This is a genomic window from uncultured Maricaulis sp., assembly GCF_947259345.1.
GTDB lineage: Bacteria > Pseudomonadota > Alphaproteobacteria > Caulobacterales > Maricaulaceae > Maricaulis.
In genome coordinates this window covers 171,325-189,037 of the sequence record NZ_CAMYLS010000020.1, presented here as the reverse complement: position 1 = coordinate 189,037, position 17,713 = coordinate 171,325, and the positions used below count along the sequence as shown (strand labels likewise).

Annotated in this window: 17 protein-coding genes; 11 read left to right on the top strand and 6 right to left on the bottom strand. The window is 62.7% G+C overall.

Annotated features, from left to right (window positions below; all coding sequences use genetic code 11):
- The 3 genes from accB to aat form a co-directional block, all read left to right on the top strand.
- Positions 1-309: acetyl-CoA carboxylase biotin carboxyl carrier protein (accB, locus tag Q0X62_RS10335; protein WP_297735096.1), on the top strand; the 309-nt coding region annotated here is incomplete at its 5' end.
- 25 nt (positions 310-334) lie between these two features.
- Positions 335-1,681, top strand: a complete 1,347-nt coding sequence (gene accC / locus Q0X62_RS10330) for an acetyl-CoA carboxylase biotin carboxylase subunit (protein ID WP_297735093.1) — start codon at positions 335-337, stop codon at positions 1,679-1,681.
- 29 nt (positions 1,682-1,710) lie between these two features.
- Positions 1,711-2,361 (top strand): leucyl/phenylalanyl-tRNA--protein transferase, encoded by a 651-nt coding sequence (aat, locus tag Q0X62_RS10325; protein ID WP_297735090.1) that lies wholly within the window; start codon positions 1,711-1,713, stop codon positions 2,359-2,361.
- Here the strand turns inward: aat and Q0X62_RS10320 are convergent.
- Both Q0X62_RS10320 and Q0X62_RS10315 read right to left on the bottom strand, forming a co-directional pair.
- Complete coding sequence (locus Q0X62_RS10320) at positions 2,328-2,801, bottom strand: DUF2155 domain-containing protein (RefSeq protein WP_297735087.1); 474 nt, start codon at positions 2,799-2,801, stop codon at positions 2,328-2,330. The two genes, aat and Q0X62_RS10320, sit on opposite strands and share 34 nt — an antisense overlap.
- A 42-nt stretch (positions 2,802-2,843) precedes the next feature.
- Positions 2,844-3,260, bottom strand: a complete 417-nt coding sequence (locus Q0X62_RS10315; RefSeq protein ID WP_297735084.1) for an NADH:ubiquinone oxidoreductase subunit NDUFA12 — start codon at positions 3,258-3,260, stop codon at positions 2,844-2,846.
- A 155-nt stretch (positions 3,261-3,415) separates the two neighbouring features.
- Between Q0X62_RS10315 and Q0X62_RS10310 the strand changes: the two genes are divergently transcribed.
- From Q0X62_RS10310 to Q0X62_RS10300, 3 genes are all read left to right on the top strand, one after another.
- A complete protein-coding gene (locus Q0X62_RS10310) occupies positions 3,416-6,355 on the top strand; it encodes a hypothetical protein (protein ID WP_297735082.1) in 2,940 nt (979 codons plus the stop codon).
- A 63-nt stretch (positions 6,356-6,418) separates the two neighbouring features.
- On the top strand, positions 6,419-6,907 hold the full coding sequence (locus tag Q0X62_RS10305) for a pentapeptide repeat-containing protein (protein ID WP_297735079.1): 489 nt from the start codon (positions 6,419-6,421) through the stop codon (positions 6,905-6,907).
- Between the two features lie 108 nt (positions 6,908-7,015).
- Positions 7,016-8,398, top strand: coding sequence for a pentapeptide repeat-containing protein (locus Q0X62_RS10300; RefSeq protein WP_297735076.1), 1,383 nt, complete (start codon positions 7,016-7,018; stop codon positions 8,396-8,398).
- Positions 8,399-8,482: 84 nt separating this feature from the next.
- Here the strand turns inward: Q0X62_RS10300 and aspS are convergent, their stop codons facing one another.
- The 3 genes from aspS to Q0X62_RS10285 form a co-directional block, all read right to left on the bottom strand.
- Entirely contained in the window at positions 8,483-10,300 is a 1,818-nt protein-coding gene (gene aspS, locus Q0X62_RS10295) for an aspartate--tRNA ligase (protein WP_297735073.1), read from the bottom strand.
- A 770-nt stretch (positions 10,301-11,070) separates the two neighbouring features.
- Positions 11,071-11,895, bottom strand: a complete 825-nt coding sequence (locus Q0X62_RS10290; protein WP_297735070.1) for a flagellin — start codon at positions 11,893-11,895, stop codon at positions 11,071-11,073.
- A 123-nt stretch (positions 11,896-12,018) separates the two neighbouring features.
- The gene (locus tag Q0X62_RS10285) at positions 12,019-12,264 is read right to left on the bottom strand and encodes a hypothetical protein (RefSeq protein ID WP_297735067.1); all 246 of its coding nucleotides are present in this window, start codon (positions 12,262-12,264) and stop codon (positions 12,019-12,021) included.
- A gap of 28 nt (positions 12,265-12,292) precedes the next feature.
- Here Q0X62_RS10285 and Q0X62_RS10280 point away from each other — a divergent pair, with 28 nt between their 5' ends.
- The 5 genes from Q0X62_RS10280 to rnd all read left to right on the top strand — a co-directional run bounded on the left by Q0X62_RS10280 (position 12,293) and on the right by rnd (position 17,059).
- Positions 12,293-12,916: a TetR/AcrR family transcriptional regulator gene (locus tag Q0X62_RS10280; protein ID WP_297735064.1), complete on the top strand. Its 624-nt coding sequence runs from the start codon at positions 12,293-12,295 to the stop codon at positions 12,914-12,916.
- A 42-nt stretch (positions 12,917-12,958) separates the two neighbouring features.
- Positions 12,959-13,732, top strand: a complete 774-nt coding sequence (locus Q0X62_RS10275) for a 1-acyl-sn-glycerol-3-phosphate acyltransferase (RefSeq protein WP_297735061.1) — start codon at positions 12,959-12,961, stop codon at positions 13,730-13,732.
- Between the two features lie 34 nt (positions 13,733-13,766).
- Complete coding sequence (locus Q0X62_RS10270; protein WP_297735059.1) at positions 13,767-14,492, top strand: 1-acyl-sn-glycerol-3-phosphate acyltransferase; 726 nt, start codon at positions 13,767-13,769, stop codon at positions 14,490-14,492.
- Positions 14,489-15,796 carry an MFS transporter gene (locus tag Q0X62_RS10265; protein WP_297735057.1) on the top strand — a complete coding sequence of 436 codons (1,308 nt, stop codon included), beginning with the start codon at positions 14,489-14,491 and terminating at the stop codon, positions 15,794-15,796. The genes Q0X62_RS10270 and Q0X62_RS10265 overlap by 4 nt, the downstream gene beginning before the upstream one ends.
- A 102-nt stretch (positions 15,797-15,898) precedes the next feature.
- Positions 15,899-17,059 carry a ribonuclease D gene (gene rnd / locus Q0X62_RS10260; protein ID WP_297735053.1) on the top strand — a complete coding sequence of 387 codons (1,161 nt, stop codon included), beginning with the start codon at positions 15,899-15,901 and terminating at the stop codon, positions 17,057-17,059.
- 197 nt (positions 17,060-17,256) lie between these two features.
- Here the strand turns inward: rnd and Q0X62_RS10255 are convergent, their stop codons facing one another.
- Positions 17,257-17,625: a hypothetical protein gene (locus tag Q0X62_RS10255; protein WP_297735050.1), complete on the bottom strand. Its 369-nt coding sequence runs from the start codon at positions 17,623-17,625 to the stop codon at positions 17,257-17,259.
- Positions 17,626-17,713 lie beyond the last annotated feature (88 nt).

The following is a 17,713-nucleotide window of genomic DNA, read 5'->3' as shown; positions in this document are numbered from 1 at the left end:
CCGGCTCCCGCAGCGGCACCCGCTGCAGCACCGGCCGCCGCGCCGGCCCCGGCGGCCACTGCGCCCGCCGATGACGCCAATGCGGTCAAGTCACCGATGGTCGGCACCGCCTATCTCAAGCCGAATCCGGATGCGACAAATTTCGTGAAGGTCGGCGACCAGGTGAAGAAGGGCGATACAATTCTCCTCGTCGAGGCGATGAAGACCTTCAACCCGATTACCGCAGAGAAGGCCGGTACGGTTACCGACATTCTCGTCGAGGACGGCCAGCCGGTCGAATACGGCGAAGCCCTCTTCGTCCTGTCCTGACGCGACCAGCAAGGCGAGCGACGACATGTTCGACAAGATCCTGATCGCCAATCGCGGCGAAATTGCCCTTCGCGTCCACCGGGCCTGCCGGGAAATGGGTATCCGCACGGTGGCCGTGCACTCGGAAGCCGACGCCAATGCCATGCATGTGCGCCTCGCTGACGAGAGCGTCTGCATCGGCCCGCCGCCGGCCAACAAGTCTTATCTCAACATTCCCGCCATCATCACGGCCGCCGAAGTCACCGGCGCCCAGGCCATCCATCCGGGCTATGGCTTCCTGTCGGAGAATGCCCGTTTTGCCGAGATCGTCGAGGCCCACGGCTTGGCCTTCATCGGCCCGACGGCCGCGCATATCCGCATGATGGGTGACAAGATCACCGCCAAACAGGCCGTCATGGATGCCGGTATTCCGGTCGTTCCGGGCTCCGACGGTGGGGTCGAGACCTATGAAGATGCCGTCCCGGTTGCCGAGAAAATCGGCTATCCGGTCCTGATCAAGGCGGCCTCTGGCGGTGGCGGTCGCGGCATGAAGGTTGCGGAAACAGCCGATAATTTGAAAGAGGCGATGGAAACCGCCTCGGCAGAAGCGCTGGCAGCGTTCGGCGACGGCACGGTCTATATCGAGAAATATCTCGGTCGCCCGCGTCATATCGAAATCCAGATCCTCGCCGACACCCACGGAAATGTGGTCCATCTGGGCGAGCGCGACTGCTCGCTGCAGCGCCGCCACCAGAAAATCCTCGAAGAAGCGCCCTCGCCGGCCCTCAATGACGAAGACCGCAAGAAGATCGGTGATGTTGTCCGCCGCGCTATCGAAGCGATCGGCTATCGCGGCGTCGGCACGATCGAATTCTTGTGGGAAAATGGCGAGTTCTACTTCATCGAAATGAATACACGCCTGCAGGTCGAACACCCGGTTACCGAGATGATCACCGGTATCGATCTGGTGCGCGAACAGATTCGCGTCGCCGATGGCCAGCCGCTGGATATCAAGCAGAGCGACGTAAAGTTCGAAGGCTGGGCTATCGAATGCCGGATCAATGCCGAGAATGCGCGCACCTTCGCGCCCTCGCCCGGCACGGTCAGCGACTTTCATGCTCCGGGCGGGCTCGGCGTTCGCCTCGATTCGGCCCTCTATGCCGGCTATCGAATTCCGCCATATTATGACAGCCTGATCGGCAAGCTGATCGTGCATGGTCGCACGCGCGAAGAAGCGCTCCTGCGGCTGCGTCGTTCGCTGGAAGAAATGGTCGTCGGCGGCGTGGAAACCACGATCCCGATTTTCCTCGAACTGCTCGAGGAAGCGGATTTCGTGAGCGGAAACTATCACATCCGCTGGCTTGAAGACTGGTTGGCTAGCCGCGATTCCTGATCCGTCAGCCAACCGCACGAGGAGTTGGCATGCGCGGCTTCGGTGCCGAGGAATTACTCAATTGCTATGCCCGCGGCGTCTTTCCGATGGCCGAGGGTCGCGATGATCCGCGCATATATCTGCTCGACCCGGACGAGCGGGGCATTATTCCTCTCGACGACTTCCACGTCTCCCGCAGCCTGCGCAAAACAGTCCGCCAAGACGTCTTCAAGGTCACCGTGGATCATGATTTCACCGCCGTGGTCGCAGCCTGCGCCCAGCCGGCCCCCGGCCGCGAAGAGACCTGGATCAATGACGGAATCATAGGGCTTTACAGCCACCTGCACACGGCGGGTTACGCCCACTCGATTGAGTGTTGGGCTGCCGGGGAATTGGTCGGTGGCCTCTATGGCGTCTCGCTGGGCGCCGCTTTCTTCGGCGAGAGCATGTTCTCGCGCCGGCGCGACGCCTCGAAAGTTGCGCTTGTCCATCTCGTCGCCCGGCTTCGGGCCGGCGATTTCTCCCTGCTGGATACGCAATTCACCACAGAACACCTCGAAAGCTTCGGCGCGATCACCATCGACCGCAGCAGCTACCACCAGCGCTTGTCTGATGCCTTGATTTTCGAGGCGGATTTCAAGGCCCTGCCGGAAGAGATTTCTGGCGATCAGGCCGTACAGTCGATCACCCAGACATCATAGACCGGATGCTCCAGCGGATTTTGTGCCGGCCGCGACGCAAACATCCATCCGGAGAAGATTTGCTCGCCTTCCACATCGACACCAAATCCATCCGTGCGACGGTCATTGATCTGCAGGAAGGCATAGGTTTCCGGGGTCTCTTCCGGCGGCCGCTTGCGGCAATATTGGGCGGTAATCGACAGGGCGCCGAAATCGACCGTGTCGCCAATCGCAATCTCGAAATCGCGTGTGCGGGCGGTCACCTTGTCGAGGCCGCGCAGAACGACCGTGCTGCCTGGTTCGGATGAAAGCGGCCCACGCTCAGGCGTATTGTCCGGATCATCCCGACGCAGAAGTTCAGAGGAATCCGACGTGTCGGCGGCGGAAGCGCCGTCACCCTGTGCCCAGACGGGCGAAACAAGCAGGAGCGCGGCAAGCGAAGCGAGTACACTGGTTTTCATGACGCATACCCTGTCGCGGGATTGTGACGCGGTAAAGGCCGATCAGGTCTCGTCTGGAGACCAGGCCTGATAATCACCCGTGGTCGCCTGGCGCCGGTCACTGGTCACCAGCGAGCCGGTCGGGCGATAGGCGTGCACCGTACCGGTGAGATTGGGATGGTGATCCTTTTCCCAGGCCTGACGCATCAGCGGCGTTTCGGTGGGCACATCATCAAACGTATGATGCAGCCAGCCATGCCAGTCGGACGGCACGCGAGAGGCGTCGGCATAGCCCTTGTAGATGACCCAGCGACGCTTCTGGCCCTGGCCATCGGGACCGGTCACGCCGGATTCCTCGAAATAGCGATTGCCATACTCATCGGAGCCGACCTGTTTGGCGCCACGCATGCGCAGCGTCAGGAAGGTTCCCGGCGTGGCGTCTTTCCACCACACAAAAATCTTTGAGATCAGTCCGAACATTGTCAGCGGCTCCGAGTCGGTCGAGGCAGGCTTGGCCTATATGCCCCCGCACGGCGGGCGGGTCCAGTGTTGAACGCGGCGGGTTTCAGGCGACCCACCCGACGCGGTAGACTTCAACACTGCCCAAGCGATTCGGGCCAGGAGAGGAAAGCCGCATGCAGGTCTTCGGTCGTATTGCCGATTTCATCGCCGAGACAGCCTCAGGCGGCGCCCCGGAAACACGCAGGCTGTCAGCTTTCGACTCGCTGGACGGAGACACCGCGCCGGCGCGTGACATCACAGTCCCCGCCGATTGGAGTCTGACAGCCGCGCAGGCGCTCGCCGACCTCCTGGACACGCCCCGGCCAACTACCACTCAGCCTCGCGATACGGCGAAGCGGTTCGGCGGGCTTCAACCAGCGACCGCCCAGGGCACGGAACGCCAACTTGAGAATGGCCTCCCGGTGGTCGCTGCGCGTCTCTCCGGATCACTGGCCTGGTCGGCCGCACGCCAGGGAGCTTTCGCCGACCACACCGAAGCCGAGCGCTTTGCCGCCGAATTGTCGGCCAGCTTGACCGGCCGCCTCGTCGTTCCGGACAGTGACCTGATCCGTACAGGCGGGGTTGACTGGGCTTATGGCGATCCTGCCGCGGAAACGCCAGTGCCGTCGTCGCCACTCACCATCCGCGCCGACTCGCGTCAGGCGCCAGGCCAATTACGGCGCGTCGCCGAAGCCGCGCTGCGAGCGTCCGTTCTGGACGTTGGAGCCCGCGTGACCCGAGATCGGCTTGAAGCCATAGGCGAAGCCGTGCGTCGCTGCTCGGGCGATGTCGAGGAATGCTTCGACCCGCGCCGCAATGCCGCCCTCGCCCGAGCCATGCGCCGGGCCTTGAAGGATGGCGTGCCGGAAGAGGCGGTCGAGCGTGCCCTTGCCCTGGCGCGCCAGGGCACGGATGATGACGCGCTCTCGGCTCTGATCCCGGATGCGGTCGAGACCCGTCCAGCCACGCTTCATGTTCCGCGCGCCTTCAGTCAGGCGGTGACGGAGGACGAATCCTGGACCTTCGAACAGGATGGCGGCGCTGTCCGCGCTCGCGACTTCCGGACCGGAATAGCCCGCACCATCTGGAGCTTCGGAACACCTAGCCTCGCCTTCCACGCCAGCCCGGTCGTGACCGGCCCAACCGTCCACATCAACCTTCCGGCCTTCCTCGACGGCGATCATGGCTTTCAGGCAGACCTGTTCACCGACTGCGTCCGCTATTGGGCCATTGCTCTCACTCTCAGCGCGCCCAAGGGCGCCAGCTCGGCGGGGTCAATTGCCCTGACTGGCGTAGGCGCCCTGCTGATGAGCGCCGGTCTGCCCTATGGCGACGAAGCCGCGCGTCAAAGCCTCGCGGCTCTCTCCAATCTGGCGACGCGCACCTTGCGGGATGTCGCCATGGAGACCGGCGCCGCTGCACCAGGCCTGTCCGATACACCGCCACTCCACTCGCTGCCGGGTGCGTTTGCTCTGGTTGCAGAGCGGTTATCGGCAACGCCCGCCCCGTTCCTGCCCAAAGCCGCGCTGGCCCGCCCGGGCCCTACGCTGATCTGTCGCGCGCCGGACGACGACATCGCCGCACTCTTCGATTCAGACAGCTTCGGTGCAGCGCCCGTTCACGCAGCCATTACAAGCGATGCCGACATGGCCGGCGGACAGCGACTGCGCGACTGCGCGCGCGCCGGCCTGCTGGCGCTGGGCTGTACGGTAACTGAAGTCGAGCGGGCCGAGGATCACGCCGCCGGGCATGGCAGTCTGCGCGGTGCGCCCGGGATTTCCCTGGAAGACCTGATGGCGCGCGGCGTCCCGCTCGATGCACTGGAACGGCTCGAGGATTCGATCGCTGAAGGCGCTTCGGTTCGTCACGCCCTCAATCGCTGGACGCTGGGTGACCGGACCTGCCGGGATGCGCTGGGACTGACGGGTGATGTAATTGCCCGTCATGGCAGCTCTCTGTGCCACGCCATCGGTTATACCGAGGACGATATTCGCGCCGCCGACGCCCATGCCCACGGAACGGGCGATCTCGCGAGCGCGCCGGATCTGTCTGCCACCTCGCGGCGAGTGTTCGAGACGCCCGCGCCACAGGACCAGATGTTGATGGCGGCCGAGATCGAAGCCCAGATCGAGGGGTGCTGCCGGACCGCGATCGCGCTGGATGGTGACGCGACCATCGATGACGTCGCCGGCCTGATTGATCTCGGAGGGGAGCTCGGCCTGCGCGACCTCGCGATCAGACGCACAGCATCCGGCCTGTTTGATCTCCTGCCCGCCATTGATTTCGACAAGGGTGATTATGCGGCGGACGTGCCGCCGGCCGAACGCATTGTCGAGCGCACCGTGGAGCGCGTGGTCGAGAAGCCGGCTGCCCGTCGCAAACTACCCGACCGCCGCAAGGGCTATATCCAGAAAGCCACCGTGGGCGGCCACAAGGTCTACCTGCATACTGGCGAGTTCGATGATGGCGAGCTCGGCGAGATTTTCATCGACATGCACAAGGAAGGTGCCGCTTTCCGGTCCCTGATGAATAATTTCGCCATCGCGATCTCGATCGGCCTGCAATACGGCGTGCCACTGGAGGAATTTGTCGATGCCTTCGTTTACACGCGGTTCGAACCGGCGGGCGAAGTCGAGGGCAATGACTCCATCCAGCATGCGACCTCGATTCTGGACTATCTCTTCCGCGAGCTCGGAGTCTCCTATCTCGGACGGAACGACCTGGCCGAGATCTCGCCGGACAAGACGGATGCCGGTGATCTGGGTCATGGTGTAGAGCAGGAGAAACTGGCCCAGGAAGCCGCGGCCAAATTCATTTCACGCGGCTTCTCGCGTGGCCAGGTGCCCGACAATATCCTGATGTTCGCCAACGCCCCGAAAAAGGTCGCCTCCGCAGACGGCAAGGATGATCAATCCGGTCACTATGAGCTCGAAGATCAGCGCCGGAGCCGTCCGGCCTCACGCGACATCTCCGTCTACAATGGCGCGCCCTGCCCCGAATGCGGTCATTTCACGGTGGTGGAAGACGAGAGCACCGGCCAGAAATGCGATGCCTGCGGCTGGTCCGGCGGCTAGCCGTGGCCGCGTGCGGCACGGCTTTTGCGACGCAAGGCGCCGAGACCGTTCCGGAGCGCCAAAATGATACGCATCCTTGCTGCCCTCGCCTTCGCGGCCTGTTTCAGCGATCTTGCCGCCGCCCAGGACGCCGGACAGATCGCCCGCGTGCAGGCCGGGCAATCTTGCCCTGGCTGCAACCTGTTCCAAGCTGATTTGGCCTATCTCGACCTTCCCGGCATCGACGTTTCAGGCGCCCGCCTGCGCCAGGCCAATCTGGCCCTGGTCACCATGAATCACGCCCGCTTCGACGGCACGGACCTGTCGATCAGCAACTTGTTCGGTGGCCGCTTCACCGGCGCCAGTTTCCGCAATGCCAATCTGACCCGCGCGAATCTCGTTGGCGCCCATTTTGGCAGTGCCAACTTCGCCGGCGCAAACCTGAACGGCGCGACTCTGTCCGGCGCAGAATTGGGTAGCGCGCGCGGGCTGACCCAAAGCCAATTGTCATCCGCCTGCGGTGACGCGTCCACCCAGCTGCCGAGGGGGCTCACCGTCCCGGCGTGCCGATAGACACCCACTCAGACAGCTGGCCAGCCGGGCCGACCACTCATAGGATATACCTACGGGTTACCGTGATTTAAGTCGATTTGCCGGGGTCTCTGGCTTATCCGTGAGGCCATGCGGAACAGTTTGAAGACATTCGCCTGTACCACCGCACTCCTCGTCGCCGCGGCTTCGCCCGTTTTCGCGGGGGGTGATGATCACCCGCGGCGCGGTCTCGCGATCGGCGGTGAATGCAATGAGTGCGACTTCTCCGACAAGAATCTCGCCAACGCGGTCTTCATCGGCGCAAACTTCGAGGGCACCAGCTTCGTCGATTCCGAACTGCCCTCGGTCACGATGATCGAGAGCCGGTTCAACGATACCGATTTCAGCGACACGATCATGGTCAATGCGCGCCTCACGGGCGTGACGTTTTCCCGCGCCGACATGAGTGGCGCGCTGATGCCCAATTCGGTGATCGAGCGGGTGAACTTTTCGGCTGCGGAACTAAACGGGACCGACTTCACGGGCTCGCAGATGGTCTTCGTAACCTTCATCGGATCATCCCTGACCGAAACCCTGTTTGCCGAGAGCCGGCTCCGCCAGGTCAATTTCCTGCGCGCCGAGCTACGCGACACCATTTTCCGCGGCGCCGAATTGAGACGCGCCAATTTCGCGGAAGTGAGTGGCGGCGATGTAAACTTTCAGGATGCGGACCTCACCGGCGCCAATTTCGAGCATGCCGAGCTCCATGATGTCGACTTCACGGGGGCCATTCTGGTCGGGGCGAACTTCTCAGGTGCCGAGTTCAACGACGTAGTCGGCCTGAGCAAGGAGAGTCTCAGCGGCGCCTGCGGCGATGAAGCAACCAATCTGGGCGGCGCAGTCTCTCTGCCAACCTGTGACAGTCTGCCCCACCTCGAGTCAGAGAGTGCGCGCTTCGACTACGCGCTGCGCTTTTCGGCACCGGAACGAACCGGTCGCATCATTGAACTGCAAGCACTTGAAAATGCCCGGATCGAGATTCTCTCCGAGATCGGGGCCGCCCTGCAGGTTCATTCGACCGAGCTTGACCAGGACGCGATCCGCGAGGCGACCAATGACGCCATGCGCGAAATTGCCCGCGCCGAACGCGAATTGCGGCGCATTGAGCGTGAACGCGAGACCCAGCGCCGGGCCATCAGCGAGGAGCGTCGACGCATTATCGAAAATGCCCGCCGGGACGCCATGGACGCCAACCGCGCGGCACGAGATGCCTTGCGCGAGCGAACCCGCACCGTTGTGCGGACTGCGGGCAGCGCCACGGCCCGGATCGAGACCGACGACGGGGTTGTCATTATCGATCTGCCGAACACGGATACGGACGGTGTATGGGTCTTTGACGAACACGATAACACGGTTCGTCGGATCGGACCTCTGCCGCGCAACGAAGTTCCACCCGCCCCGCCAGCACCTCCGCCCCTCCCGGATCGCGGACCCGATAGCGTGCCGGAGCCGGATGGGCACACACCCCACTGAGCGCTTTCAGGGGGCATCGCTCCAGATACAATAAAAAGGCCGGCCCCCTCGGGACCGGCCTTCTTTTTAGGGAATGAGAGCAGATCAGCCCTTCTTGGCGTCCGGCACTACCGTGCGAATGTGCAGCTCGCGCAATTGCTTCATTTCGACCTCGGCCGGCGCATTCATCATCAAGTCGCGGGCCTGCTGGTCCTTCGGGAACATCACCACTTCGCGGAGATTCTCGACGCCGGCCAACAGCATGACGATGCGGTCGACGCCGGGCGCAATACCCGCGTGCGGCGGGGCACCATAGCGGAAGGCATTAAGCATGCCACCAAACTCTTCCTCGACCGTCTCGGCATCATATCCGGCAAATGCAAAGGCCTTGAGCATCACGTCCGGACGGTGATTCCGCACGGCACCCGACGACAGCTCCACGCCATTGCAGACGATGTCATACTGGAAGGCCTTCAGGCCAAGCAGCGTGTCGGCATCCGTGCCCGCGTCCAGCTTGAGGAAATCATCCGGGTCGATCTGCGGCATGGAGAACGGGTTGTGCGAGAAGTCGACCTTCTTGTTGTCCTCATCCCACTCATACATCGGGAAATCGACGATCCAGCAAAAACGGAATGTATCTTTCTCGCAAAGATCCAGCTCGGCCCCGACGACATCGCGGGCGCGCCCGGCAAAGCCAGCAAATTCCTTGGGATCACCGGCGGCGAAGAAGACGGCATCGCCGGCTTGCAGGCCCAGCTCGGTGCGCAGCGCCTCGGTCCGCTCCTCGCCGATATTCTTGGCGATCGGACCGGCCGCTTCCAGGCCGTTTTCGGCCTCGCGCCAGAAGATATAGCCCATGCCGGGCTGGCCCTCTTTCTGGGCCCAGGAATTCATTCGGTCACAAAAAGCGCGGCTACCACCGGTCTTGGCCGGGATCGCCCAGACCTGAACCTTCGGATTGCGCTCCAGCATGCCGGCAAAGACCTTGAAACCGGAACCGCGGAAGGTGTCTGACGCGTCCGACATCTTGATCGGGTTGCGCAGATCCGGCTTGTCGGACCCATACCAGCGCATCGCATCATGATAGGCGATCTGCACGAAAGGCTCGTCCGGCACGGTGCGGCCATCGGCGAACTCGTCAAACAGGCCCTTCATGACCGGCTCGATCACGTCGAACACGTCCTGCTGGGTGGCGAAGCTCATTTCCATGTCGAGCTGGTAGAATTCACCCGGCGCACGGTCGGCGCGGGCATCTTCGTCGCGGAAACACGGGGCGATCTGGAAATAGCGGTCGAAGCCGGAGACCATGATCAGCTGTTTGAACTGCTGCGGCGCCTGCGGCAGGGCGTAGAATTTGCCCGGATGAACACGGCTCGGCACCAGGAAGTCACGCGCACCTTCCGGCGATGACGCGGTCAGGATCGGCGTCTGGTATTCCACGAATTGCTCGTCGACCATGCGGCGGCGAATGCTGTCGATGATCTTCGAGCGCAGCACGATGCGCTTGTGCAGGCTCTCGCGGCGCAGATCGATATAGCGGTGCTTGAGACGCACTTCCTCCGACCAGTCCGGCTCGCCAAAGACCGGCAGCGGCAGCTCCTCGGCTTCCGACTGGATGGCCAGATCGGCGAGGCGCACTTCCACTTCCCCGGTTGGCAGATTGGCATTCACCGTCTCGGCCGAGCGCGCAATGACCTCGCCCGTCACCGTGATCACGCTCTCGACGCGCAGGCGCTCCAGCGTCGCAAAATGCGGGCTTTCCGGCTCAAGCACCACCTGGGTCAGACCGTAATGATCGCGCAGGTCGATGAAGAGCAGACCGCCATGATCGCGCTTGCGATGAATCCAGCCGGAAATCCGGGCCGTCTGGCCAACATGTTCCTTGCGCAATTCGGCGCAGGTGTGGGAGCGGTAAGCGTGCATGGGAAAGCGTCCGGTAAATCGGGGTTAGACAGGTTGCCGCGATGTGCCGGTTTGCGGGGTGAAATGTCAAGAAGAGCGAGGCTCCGGGCGCAGTTGCGGGGGCAAGACCTTTATCGCCACGATGTTTCCACCTGGCGGTTTGGCAAAGAGGGAGTGCGGGATGCCGGCCAAAGCCGATAAAGCGCTGATTTAAATACGGTAGCTTCGACAAGCATCCCGCACGCGGAGATTTCCCGGGTTGCCTTCCAGCCCCCAAATCGAAATCGGCAGGAGCAGGGCGGTCAATCGTTGTGCCGCGAGCCCTGCCGATGGCCGCACCGGGTCGAGTGGTGGTCAACCCCACACAACCGGATGCGCTCCGCCACTCCCACAGCCCCGGATAACCGGTCCGAGCCTCAAGATGGCGCGGGAACGGGAAGATTATGCAACGGGGCGAAGAGGGGCGGATAAGTTTTTTCAAGAGACACTTGCCCCCTCCCTTGGGAGAGGGTCAGGGTGGGAGGTAAATCCCGGTGGCCGCAGGAGAAATCCCCCTCATCCGGCCTCCGGCCACCTTCTCCCAAGGGAGAAGGAAGGGGTGCACGGTGTGGGATTAGGTCATGCTTTTTCGGTTTTGCGCCGCCAAGCGAGGACCGGTGAGCGGCCCCTGCCCCCTGTTTCAGAGCTCTGAGAGCCCATCCCCACCAAAAAAAAGGGGGCGCCGGAGCGCCCCCAGTTGCACGCCCTTGCGGGCCGCGCCACCAGAAAGATGTTTGTCGTTGCGCCGCTGATCAGCGGAAATACCCCAGAATGGTCGCCGGTGCGGAATTGGCGATGGAGAGCGCCTGCACTCCGAGCTGCTGCTTGACCTGGAGGGATTGGAGATTAGCGCTTTCCTTGGCCAGGTCGGCATCGACAAGATTGCCGATCCCCTTCTCCAGCGCGTCAGACAACTTGCCCACGAAGGCCTTGTGCACACCCAGCGACTTCGAGCCGGTTCCCAGCCGCGCCAGCGAGGCGTTGAGATTATCGAGCGAGGATTCGATTGTCCCGACCAGCGTGCTGGCATCCCCGGCCGAGGCGAAGGATGAGGTTGCGGACACGGTCACAATGGCCCCGCCGAGTGACAAGTCTTCCCCTGCGATGGTCAGAGTCGAGGTGCCGGAGGCATTGGCCAGGGCCGAGATCTGGGACATCGAGCCATTGACGAGATTGGTGCCGTTGAATTCGGCTGTCTCGACAATCTTGCCAATCTGATCGCGCAAGGCCTTGAAATCTTCGTTCAGGGCATCGCGCGAAGATTGATCCAATGAGGTGTCCGACGCCGCCAGCGCCTTTTCCTTCATCTCGACGAGAATATCGGAGATCGCTTCGCCGCCGGCCAGCGCGACATCGACGGTCGAGGCCGACAGGTCCAGCGACTGCGCCACAGCGCTATAGCCACGGACATCAGCGCGCATCGACTGGGCGATGGCATAGACGCCACCATTATCCTTGGCCGAGCCAACGGCCAGGCCGGTATTGATCCGGGCCTGGACGGTTTCCAGATCCCGATTGGTCTGATTGAGACTTTGCAGGGCGACCATGGCCCCCGCATTCGTGTTGATCGTCGCCATTTCTTGGCTCCCCACGCTTTCTGCATTCCACCACCGGATCCGGCCTGGCCAACCTGTTTTCGGTTGGTCTCGAATGCCGTTCGGTACGATCAAGCTACCCGGTAATATTAAATTATTCGCTAATCAGCCGGTCGGATTGTCCTTGCTGGCAAGGGAATATTTGAATTCAGGACACGCTTTCAGGGCCTTGAGCCAGTACCCGGCCCATCGAATTAAGCCCGGTTTCATCTCGCTCAGAGCTGCGCCCTGGCAGAATTTCGCGCCGGCAGTCGCCTGCTTGAAGGCCAGTGCATCAGAAAGTTGGCGTTGTAAGTAACTATTCACTTGCATCCACATCCCACCCTCGCTATACGGCATGTAAATGATCATTCACTTACAGCCCTGGGAGGGATGGGACATGACCGGAATGCTTCGTGAAGACCTGTTCGAAGGCACCAATCCGAATATCGGTGTGACGGCCAAGACCGGCACCACCAAGGCGCGGATCGAGCGGGCCGCGCTGCAGCTCTTCGCCCGGCACGGCATGGACGGAGTCTCGATCAAGCAGATCGCCGAAGCCTGCACGATTTCCGATGGCGCCATGTATCGTCATTTCAAATCCAAGGACGCACTGGCCCGGCTGATGTTCGAGGCGATCCACAAGACCCTGCTGGGCATGGTCGCCAGCCATCTCAAGCCCAACGCCTCGCTGGAAGAGATCGCGCGCGCCCTGGTCACTGCCTATTGCACCCTGGCCGACGAAGACCCGGCGCAATTCACCTACCACCTGACCCATCGCAATTATTTCATCGCCGCCTCCGGTGATGGCGGCGCCGACCCGTCGGATTTGATGACCGACTGCATCGCCCAGGCGATGGAGCGCGGCGAGATCCCGCAAGGTGATCCGGAATTGCGCTCGGCCATGGCGCTGGGCGTGGTCATGCAAGCTGCCGAATACAGCCTCTATGGCCGGATTGCGCGCCCGCTTTCGGCCCATATCGACGAATTCACCCGCGGCATCATGGCCGTGCTGCGCTCCTAGGCGCCCTCACCCCCTTTTCCCGAGAAAGACAGGACAATCGTCATGCGCTCTTTCATCTTCAATATCGCTTATTGGTCCGTCTCCGGCGTCTACGCCATCGTCTGCGCCGCCTTGGCGCTCTTTCCCGGCCGCACCGTGCTGATGCACGGCCTGCGCTCCTATTCCCGCGCTACCCTGCACCTCATGCGCTGGATCTGCGGCATCAAGGTCGAAGTGCGCGGCACGCCGCCCAAGGACCAGCCGGTCGTGATCGGCGCCAAGCACCAGTCCTGGGGCGATGGCATCGTGATGATGGCCAAGTGCGGCGATGTGAATTTCGTCTGCGGTGACCACATGCTGAAATTCCCGCTAATCGGCTGGGTGCTGAAGCGTTGCGGCGCCATCGTCCTGTCCAACCAGGGCGGCACGGCGGCGCGCGAGAGCCTGATGGACGGGATTGTCCGCTCGCAGGGCGAAGGCCGCCCGCGCCCGGTCCTGATCTATCCGGAGGGCCATCTGACGCCTGTTGGGACCGGAATGCGCTATCGCTCCGGTGTCTGGCACATGGCCCGCGCCCTGGAGCGCCCCATCATCCCGGTCGCGACCAATCTGGGTCAGTGCTGGCCGCAGCAGAAATGGTCCAAATTCAAGGGCACGGCCGTGATCGAATTCCTCCAGCCGATTATGCCCGGCGATGACCGCGATCTCGCCCTGGCCACGCTTGAACGCCGGGTGGAAACCCGCTCGCGCCAGCTCGAGGCCGAATTTGCCCCGCGCCACAAAGCGTCGCAGGGTGACACCGTCAGCACCACGGACGAGGCCCGGATCTGCGCGTAAGACGCAGCCGCCTTGACGATCCGGGGAGGATCCGATGCGTTCGACCTTGTTCAATCTCGCCTTCTGGCCAGTGCTGGCTGTTTTCGCCATCCTTGCCTGGCTGATCGCTCTCACCGGCTGGCGCCGTGGCCTCAAAGCCGTCATGCGCGCCGCCTGCCGGAGTGTGCGCGGCCTGATGGCGACACTGCTCGGCGCGCCCATCGAAGTTCGGGGCACGCCGCCGACCGGTCAGCCCGTCATCATAGCCGCCAAGCACCAGTCCTGGGCGGACGGCTTCCTGATGATGGCGATCATGGGTGACATCAATTTCGTGATCGGCAATGAGATCGGCAAATTCCCCTTGGTCGGCCGCATCGTTCGCACCGCCGGCGCGACCATGGTCAATTCGCCCGGCCTGACCGGAGCCCAGGGCGCTCTGCAGGCTGCCATCGACGCCGCCGGCGATGATCCACGCCCGCTTCTGATCTATCCGGAGGGCCGGCTGCCGGAAGTCGGCGAGAGCTATCGTTATCGCAAGGGCGTCCACCTGATGTACGAAACGCTCGGGCGGACCGTCATCCCGGTCGCCACCAATACCGGCCTGCGCTGGCCGCAGAACCGCTGGCAAAAGCAATCGGGACCGGCCGTGGTCGAATTCCTCGCCCCAATCCCGCCCGGCCTGCCGCGTGACGATTTCCTGCCCCGTTTGAAACTGACCATCGAAACCCGCACCCGCGCCCTCGAAGCTGAGGGTCAGGCCCACAAGGAGGCCCGCTCATGAGTGCCAAGATCGCCGCCCAGCTGGTCACCCAGCGCCGCTTCCTGCCGCTTCTGCTCGCGCAGTCGCTCGGCGCCTTCAACGATAATTTCTTCCGCTATTCCCTGGTCACCCTTGTCACCTTCGGAGGCCTCACCTTGTTCGACATCGAGCGCGACATGATGGTCCCGATCGCGGCATCGCTCTTCACAGTGCCGATCTTTCTTTTCTCCGCGATTGCCGGACGCATGGCGGACAAGTTCGACCGGACCCGGATCATGCGTTTTGCCAAGTTTGCCGAAATCTGGCTGATGCTGATCGTGGCGCAGGGCTTCTTCCTCGAACAACCTCTCCTGCTGATGATTGCCCTCTTCCTGATGGGCACCCAGTCCGCCTTCTTCACGCCAGCCAAGAATTCGGCCCTGCCGACCCTTTTGACCTCGCGCGAACTGGTGCCGGCCAATGCCATGTTGTCGGGCCTGCTCAATGTATCCGTCTTGGTCGGGATCGGCCTGGGCACCTGGCTGGTCATGCGTGACTTCGGTCCGGAAATGGTCGGCATGGGTCTGGTTTTTATGGCGGTACTGGGCTGGCTGGCCGCCCGCCAATTGCCCGAGGCGCGCGCCGCGCAGCCGAGCATGTCGCTGAGCCTCAACTTCATCGGCGAGACGTTCCGCGTCCTGGCTTTTGCCTTCAATGCCCCGCAGGTCTTGCGCCCGCTGCTCGGAACGGCCTGGTTCTGGATGCTGGCTGCCGCGATCATCACGCTGATGCCAGTCTTCACCGCGTCCGTGCTGGGTGCCGATGAAAGTGTCGTCCTGCTGTTCAGCGCCCTCTTCACGATCGGCGCGGCGATTGGTGCCCTGCTGTGCGGTGCCCTGTCCGGCGAGGGCGATGCCCTGGCCTTCTCTATCGCCGGCGCGATCGGCCTGGTCGTCTTCACGACCGATGTCGCCATGACCACCTGGGGCAATCCCCTCGTGCCCGAGGGCGCTGTCCTCATCGCTGCGGACACCTTCCTCGCCGACAGGTCCAATTGGCGCATCCTGATCGATCTGGGTCTGGCGGCGATCTCCGCCGGTCTCTTCGTGGTGCCGCTCCAGGCCATGGCCCAGCGCCGGGCGCCGGCCGAGCTGCGCGGTCGCCTGCTGGCCGCGGGCGGGATCATGAATGCGGCCACGGCGACGCTGGGCCAGTTCACCCTGGCCGGAATCGCCCTGATCCAGTTGCCGATCCAGATGGCCTTCCTGATGATCGCCTTCGTCTCGGCCCTTGCCGTGCTCTTCATCGGCTGGCGCCTCAACCTGCGCCGCGGCGCAAAAGTCTGAACCCTGGACGCTGCGCCGCGTTCGCATCGGCCAGCCGGAAAGCGACGCCTGGCTGGCCGAAACGATAGCCAAATCACCCGGTCCGCGCTAAAGGGCCGTTTCATGAACATGATTACCACGACAAAGGCCCTCGAAGCGGCCTGTGACGCCCTTCTCCAACATCCCTTTGTGGCCGTTGATACCGAATTCATGCGCGAGACGGTCTACTGGCCACAGCTCTGCCTGATCCAGGCGGCAGCCGGCGAGACCGAAGTCATCATCGATCCACTCGCCGAGGGCATCGATCTTGAGCCCTTCTGGGAGCTGATGGCGGACGAGCGCATCATCAAGGTCTTCCACGCTGCGCGCCAGGATCTGGAAATCTTCTTCCACCAGGGCGGCGACGCGCTGATCCCGCATCCGATGTTCGACAGCCAGGTCGCCGCCATGGCGCTCGGCCTCGGCGACTCCATCGCCTATGACGCGCTTGTCCGCACCTTGCTCAATCGTCCCATCGACAAGGGTCCTCGCTTTACCGACTGGTCGCGCCGACCGCTCTCCGAGGCCCAGACCACTTACGCCATCGCCGATGTCACCCATTTGCGCGATCTCTATCCGATCATGGTCGAGCGGCTGGAGAAGAAGGGGCGCACGGGATGGCTCGCCGAGGAAATGAAGACCCTCACCAGCCCGTCCACCTATCAGCTTGACCCGGAAGAGAGCTGGCGCCGCATGAAGCTGCGCAAGACGACGCCGAAATGGGTTGCCGCTTTGCGCGCCGCTGCCGCCTGGCGCGAGACCGAGGCCCAGACCCGCGATATGCCGCGTCAGCGCGTCATGAAGGATGATGCGCTCTACGAGATCGCCGGTGTCGCCCCGACCACGCCGGAACAACTGAGCGGCCTGCGTGCCGTGCCCAAGGGTTTTGAACGCTCCAGCGCCGCGCGCCGCCTGTTCGACAAGATGGCCGAAGCCCTCGCCGACCCGGAGGCCTATGCCCCCAAGGTCGAAAAGCCGGCCCCGCCCCCCCAGGGTCTGGGTCCGACAGTCGAGCTCCTGAAAGTTTATCTCAAACTCGTCGCCGACGATCGCGATGTTGCCCCGCGCCTGATCGCCACCGTGCCCGATCTCGAAAAGATCGCCGCCGATGACCAGGCCGATGTGGCCGCGATGAAAGGCTGGCGCCGGGACGTTTTCGGAGTCCCCGCCCTCAAGCTCAAGCGCGGCGAGATGGCGCTGGCGCTGAAGGACGGCAAGGTCGTGGTGGTGGAGACGAAGGGCTAAAGGGCGGGCGCTCGGCCCCTCGGATCCGTCAGGTAAATCATCTGGAAAGATCGGCACCGCGCGCGGAGCGGCCCCTAGATCGTTGGTCAGCAACGGGTTGAGGTGGGGTTTGCACAGAGTGCCTGTGCCGCGCCAGCTGAATTGTGCCTGTCCCGCCGTTTCGTGCCCCGCCGTTTCGAACTGTGGTGTTGGTCAGCTCAAAGGCCGAAACCTCCGGCAAGCGATGTTTGGTCCAATACGAACTTTACAAGAACAATACCGAACAGAACTCCGGCGAGCTGCATGCCAGCAGACAGCCAGATAGACCGCACTGGTACTTTGGGTGTTGAAATTTCGGTCCCTGATTTACGGAAATTCAGTCCAACTACCAACCCGAGAGAGGCCATTGTGGCGAGGGCGGAGGCACCATATATGATAGCACTCAGGCCTAGAACATTCAGACCAATCAAACCGACCACAAAAATGGATCGACTTGGAACCAGTTCTTTAAACAAATTGCCTGCCTTATCAGCCGGCTCCAGTTTCTCGCTTTTACTATAAACACGCACACCATCTGTATAGTACATGCCCATCACCCCTCCATCGCGGAACGAGTATATACCAATCCCTACCGACTCCACATATTTCAATGCACTTTCATCGTGTAGTTATTTC

Excerpts from the sequence above, each read along its gene's own strand:
- Q0X62_RS10315 (WP_297735084.1), bottom strand. The coding sequence starts at position 3,260 with ATGTTCGGACTGATCTCAAAGATTTTTGTGTGGTGGAAAGACGCCACG.
- aat (WP_297735090.1), top strand. The coding sequence starts at position 1,711 with ATGCGCGGCTTCGGTGCCGAGGAATTACTCAATTGCTATGCCCGCGGC.
- Q0X62_RS10310 (WP_297735082.1), top strand. The coding sequence starts at position 3,416 with ATGCAGGTCTTCGGTCGTATTGCCGATTTCATCGCCGAGACAGCCTCA.
- Q0X62_RS10290 (WP_297735070.1), bottom strand. The coding sequence starts at position 11,895 with ATGGCGACGATCAACACGAATGCGGGGGCCATGGTCGCCCTGCAAAGT.
- Q0X62_RS10270 (WP_297735059.1), top strand. The coding sequence starts at position 13,767 with ATGCGTTCGACCTTGTTCAATCTCGCCTTCTGGCCAGTGCTGGCTGTT.
- Q0X62_RS10280 (WP_297735064.1), top strand. The coding sequence starts at position 12,293 with ATGACCGGAATGCTTCGTGAAGACCTGTTCGAAGGCACCAATCCGAAT.
- Q0X62_RS10285 (WP_297735067.1), bottom strand. The coding sequence starts at position 12,264 with ATGATCATTTACATGCCGTATAGCGAGGGTGGGATGTGGATGCAAGTG.
- Q0X62_RS10305 (WP_297735079.1), top strand. The coding sequence starts at position 6,419 with ATGATACGCATCCTTGCTGCCCTCGCCTTCGCGGCCTGTTTCAGCGAT.
- Q0X62_RS10320 (WP_297735087.1), bottom strand. The coding sequence starts at position 2,801 with ATGAAAACCAGTGTACTCGCTTCGCTTGCCGCGCTCCTGCTTGTTTCG.
- Q0X62_RS10255 (WP_297735050.1), bottom strand. The coding sequence starts at position 17,625 with ATGTACTATACAGATGGTGTGCGTGTTTATAGTAAAAGCGAGAAACTG.
- Q0X62_RS10265 (WP_297735057.1), top strand. The coding sequence starts at position 14,489 with ATGAGTGCCAAGATCGCCGCCCAGCTGGTCACCCAGCGCCGCTTCCTG.
- Q0X62_RS10300 (WP_297735076.1), top strand. The coding sequence starts at position 7,016 with ATGCGGAACAGTTTGAAGACATTCGCCTGTACCACCGCACTCCTCGTC.
- accC (WP_297735093.1), top strand. The coding sequence starts at position 335 with ATGTTCGACAAGATCCTGATCGCCAATCGCGGCGAAATTGCCCTTCGC.
- Q0X62_RS10275 (WP_297735061.1), top strand. The coding sequence starts at position 12,959 with ATGCGCTCTTTCATCTTCAATATCGCTTATTGGTCCGTCTCCGGCGTC.
- rnd (WP_297735053.1), top strand. The coding sequence starts at position 15,899 with ATGAACATGATTACCACGACAAAGGCCCTCGAAGCGGCCTGTGACGCC.
- aspS (WP_297735073.1), bottom strand. The coding sequence starts at position 10,300 with ATGCACGCTTACCGCTCCCACACCTGCGCCGAATTGCGCAAGGAACAT.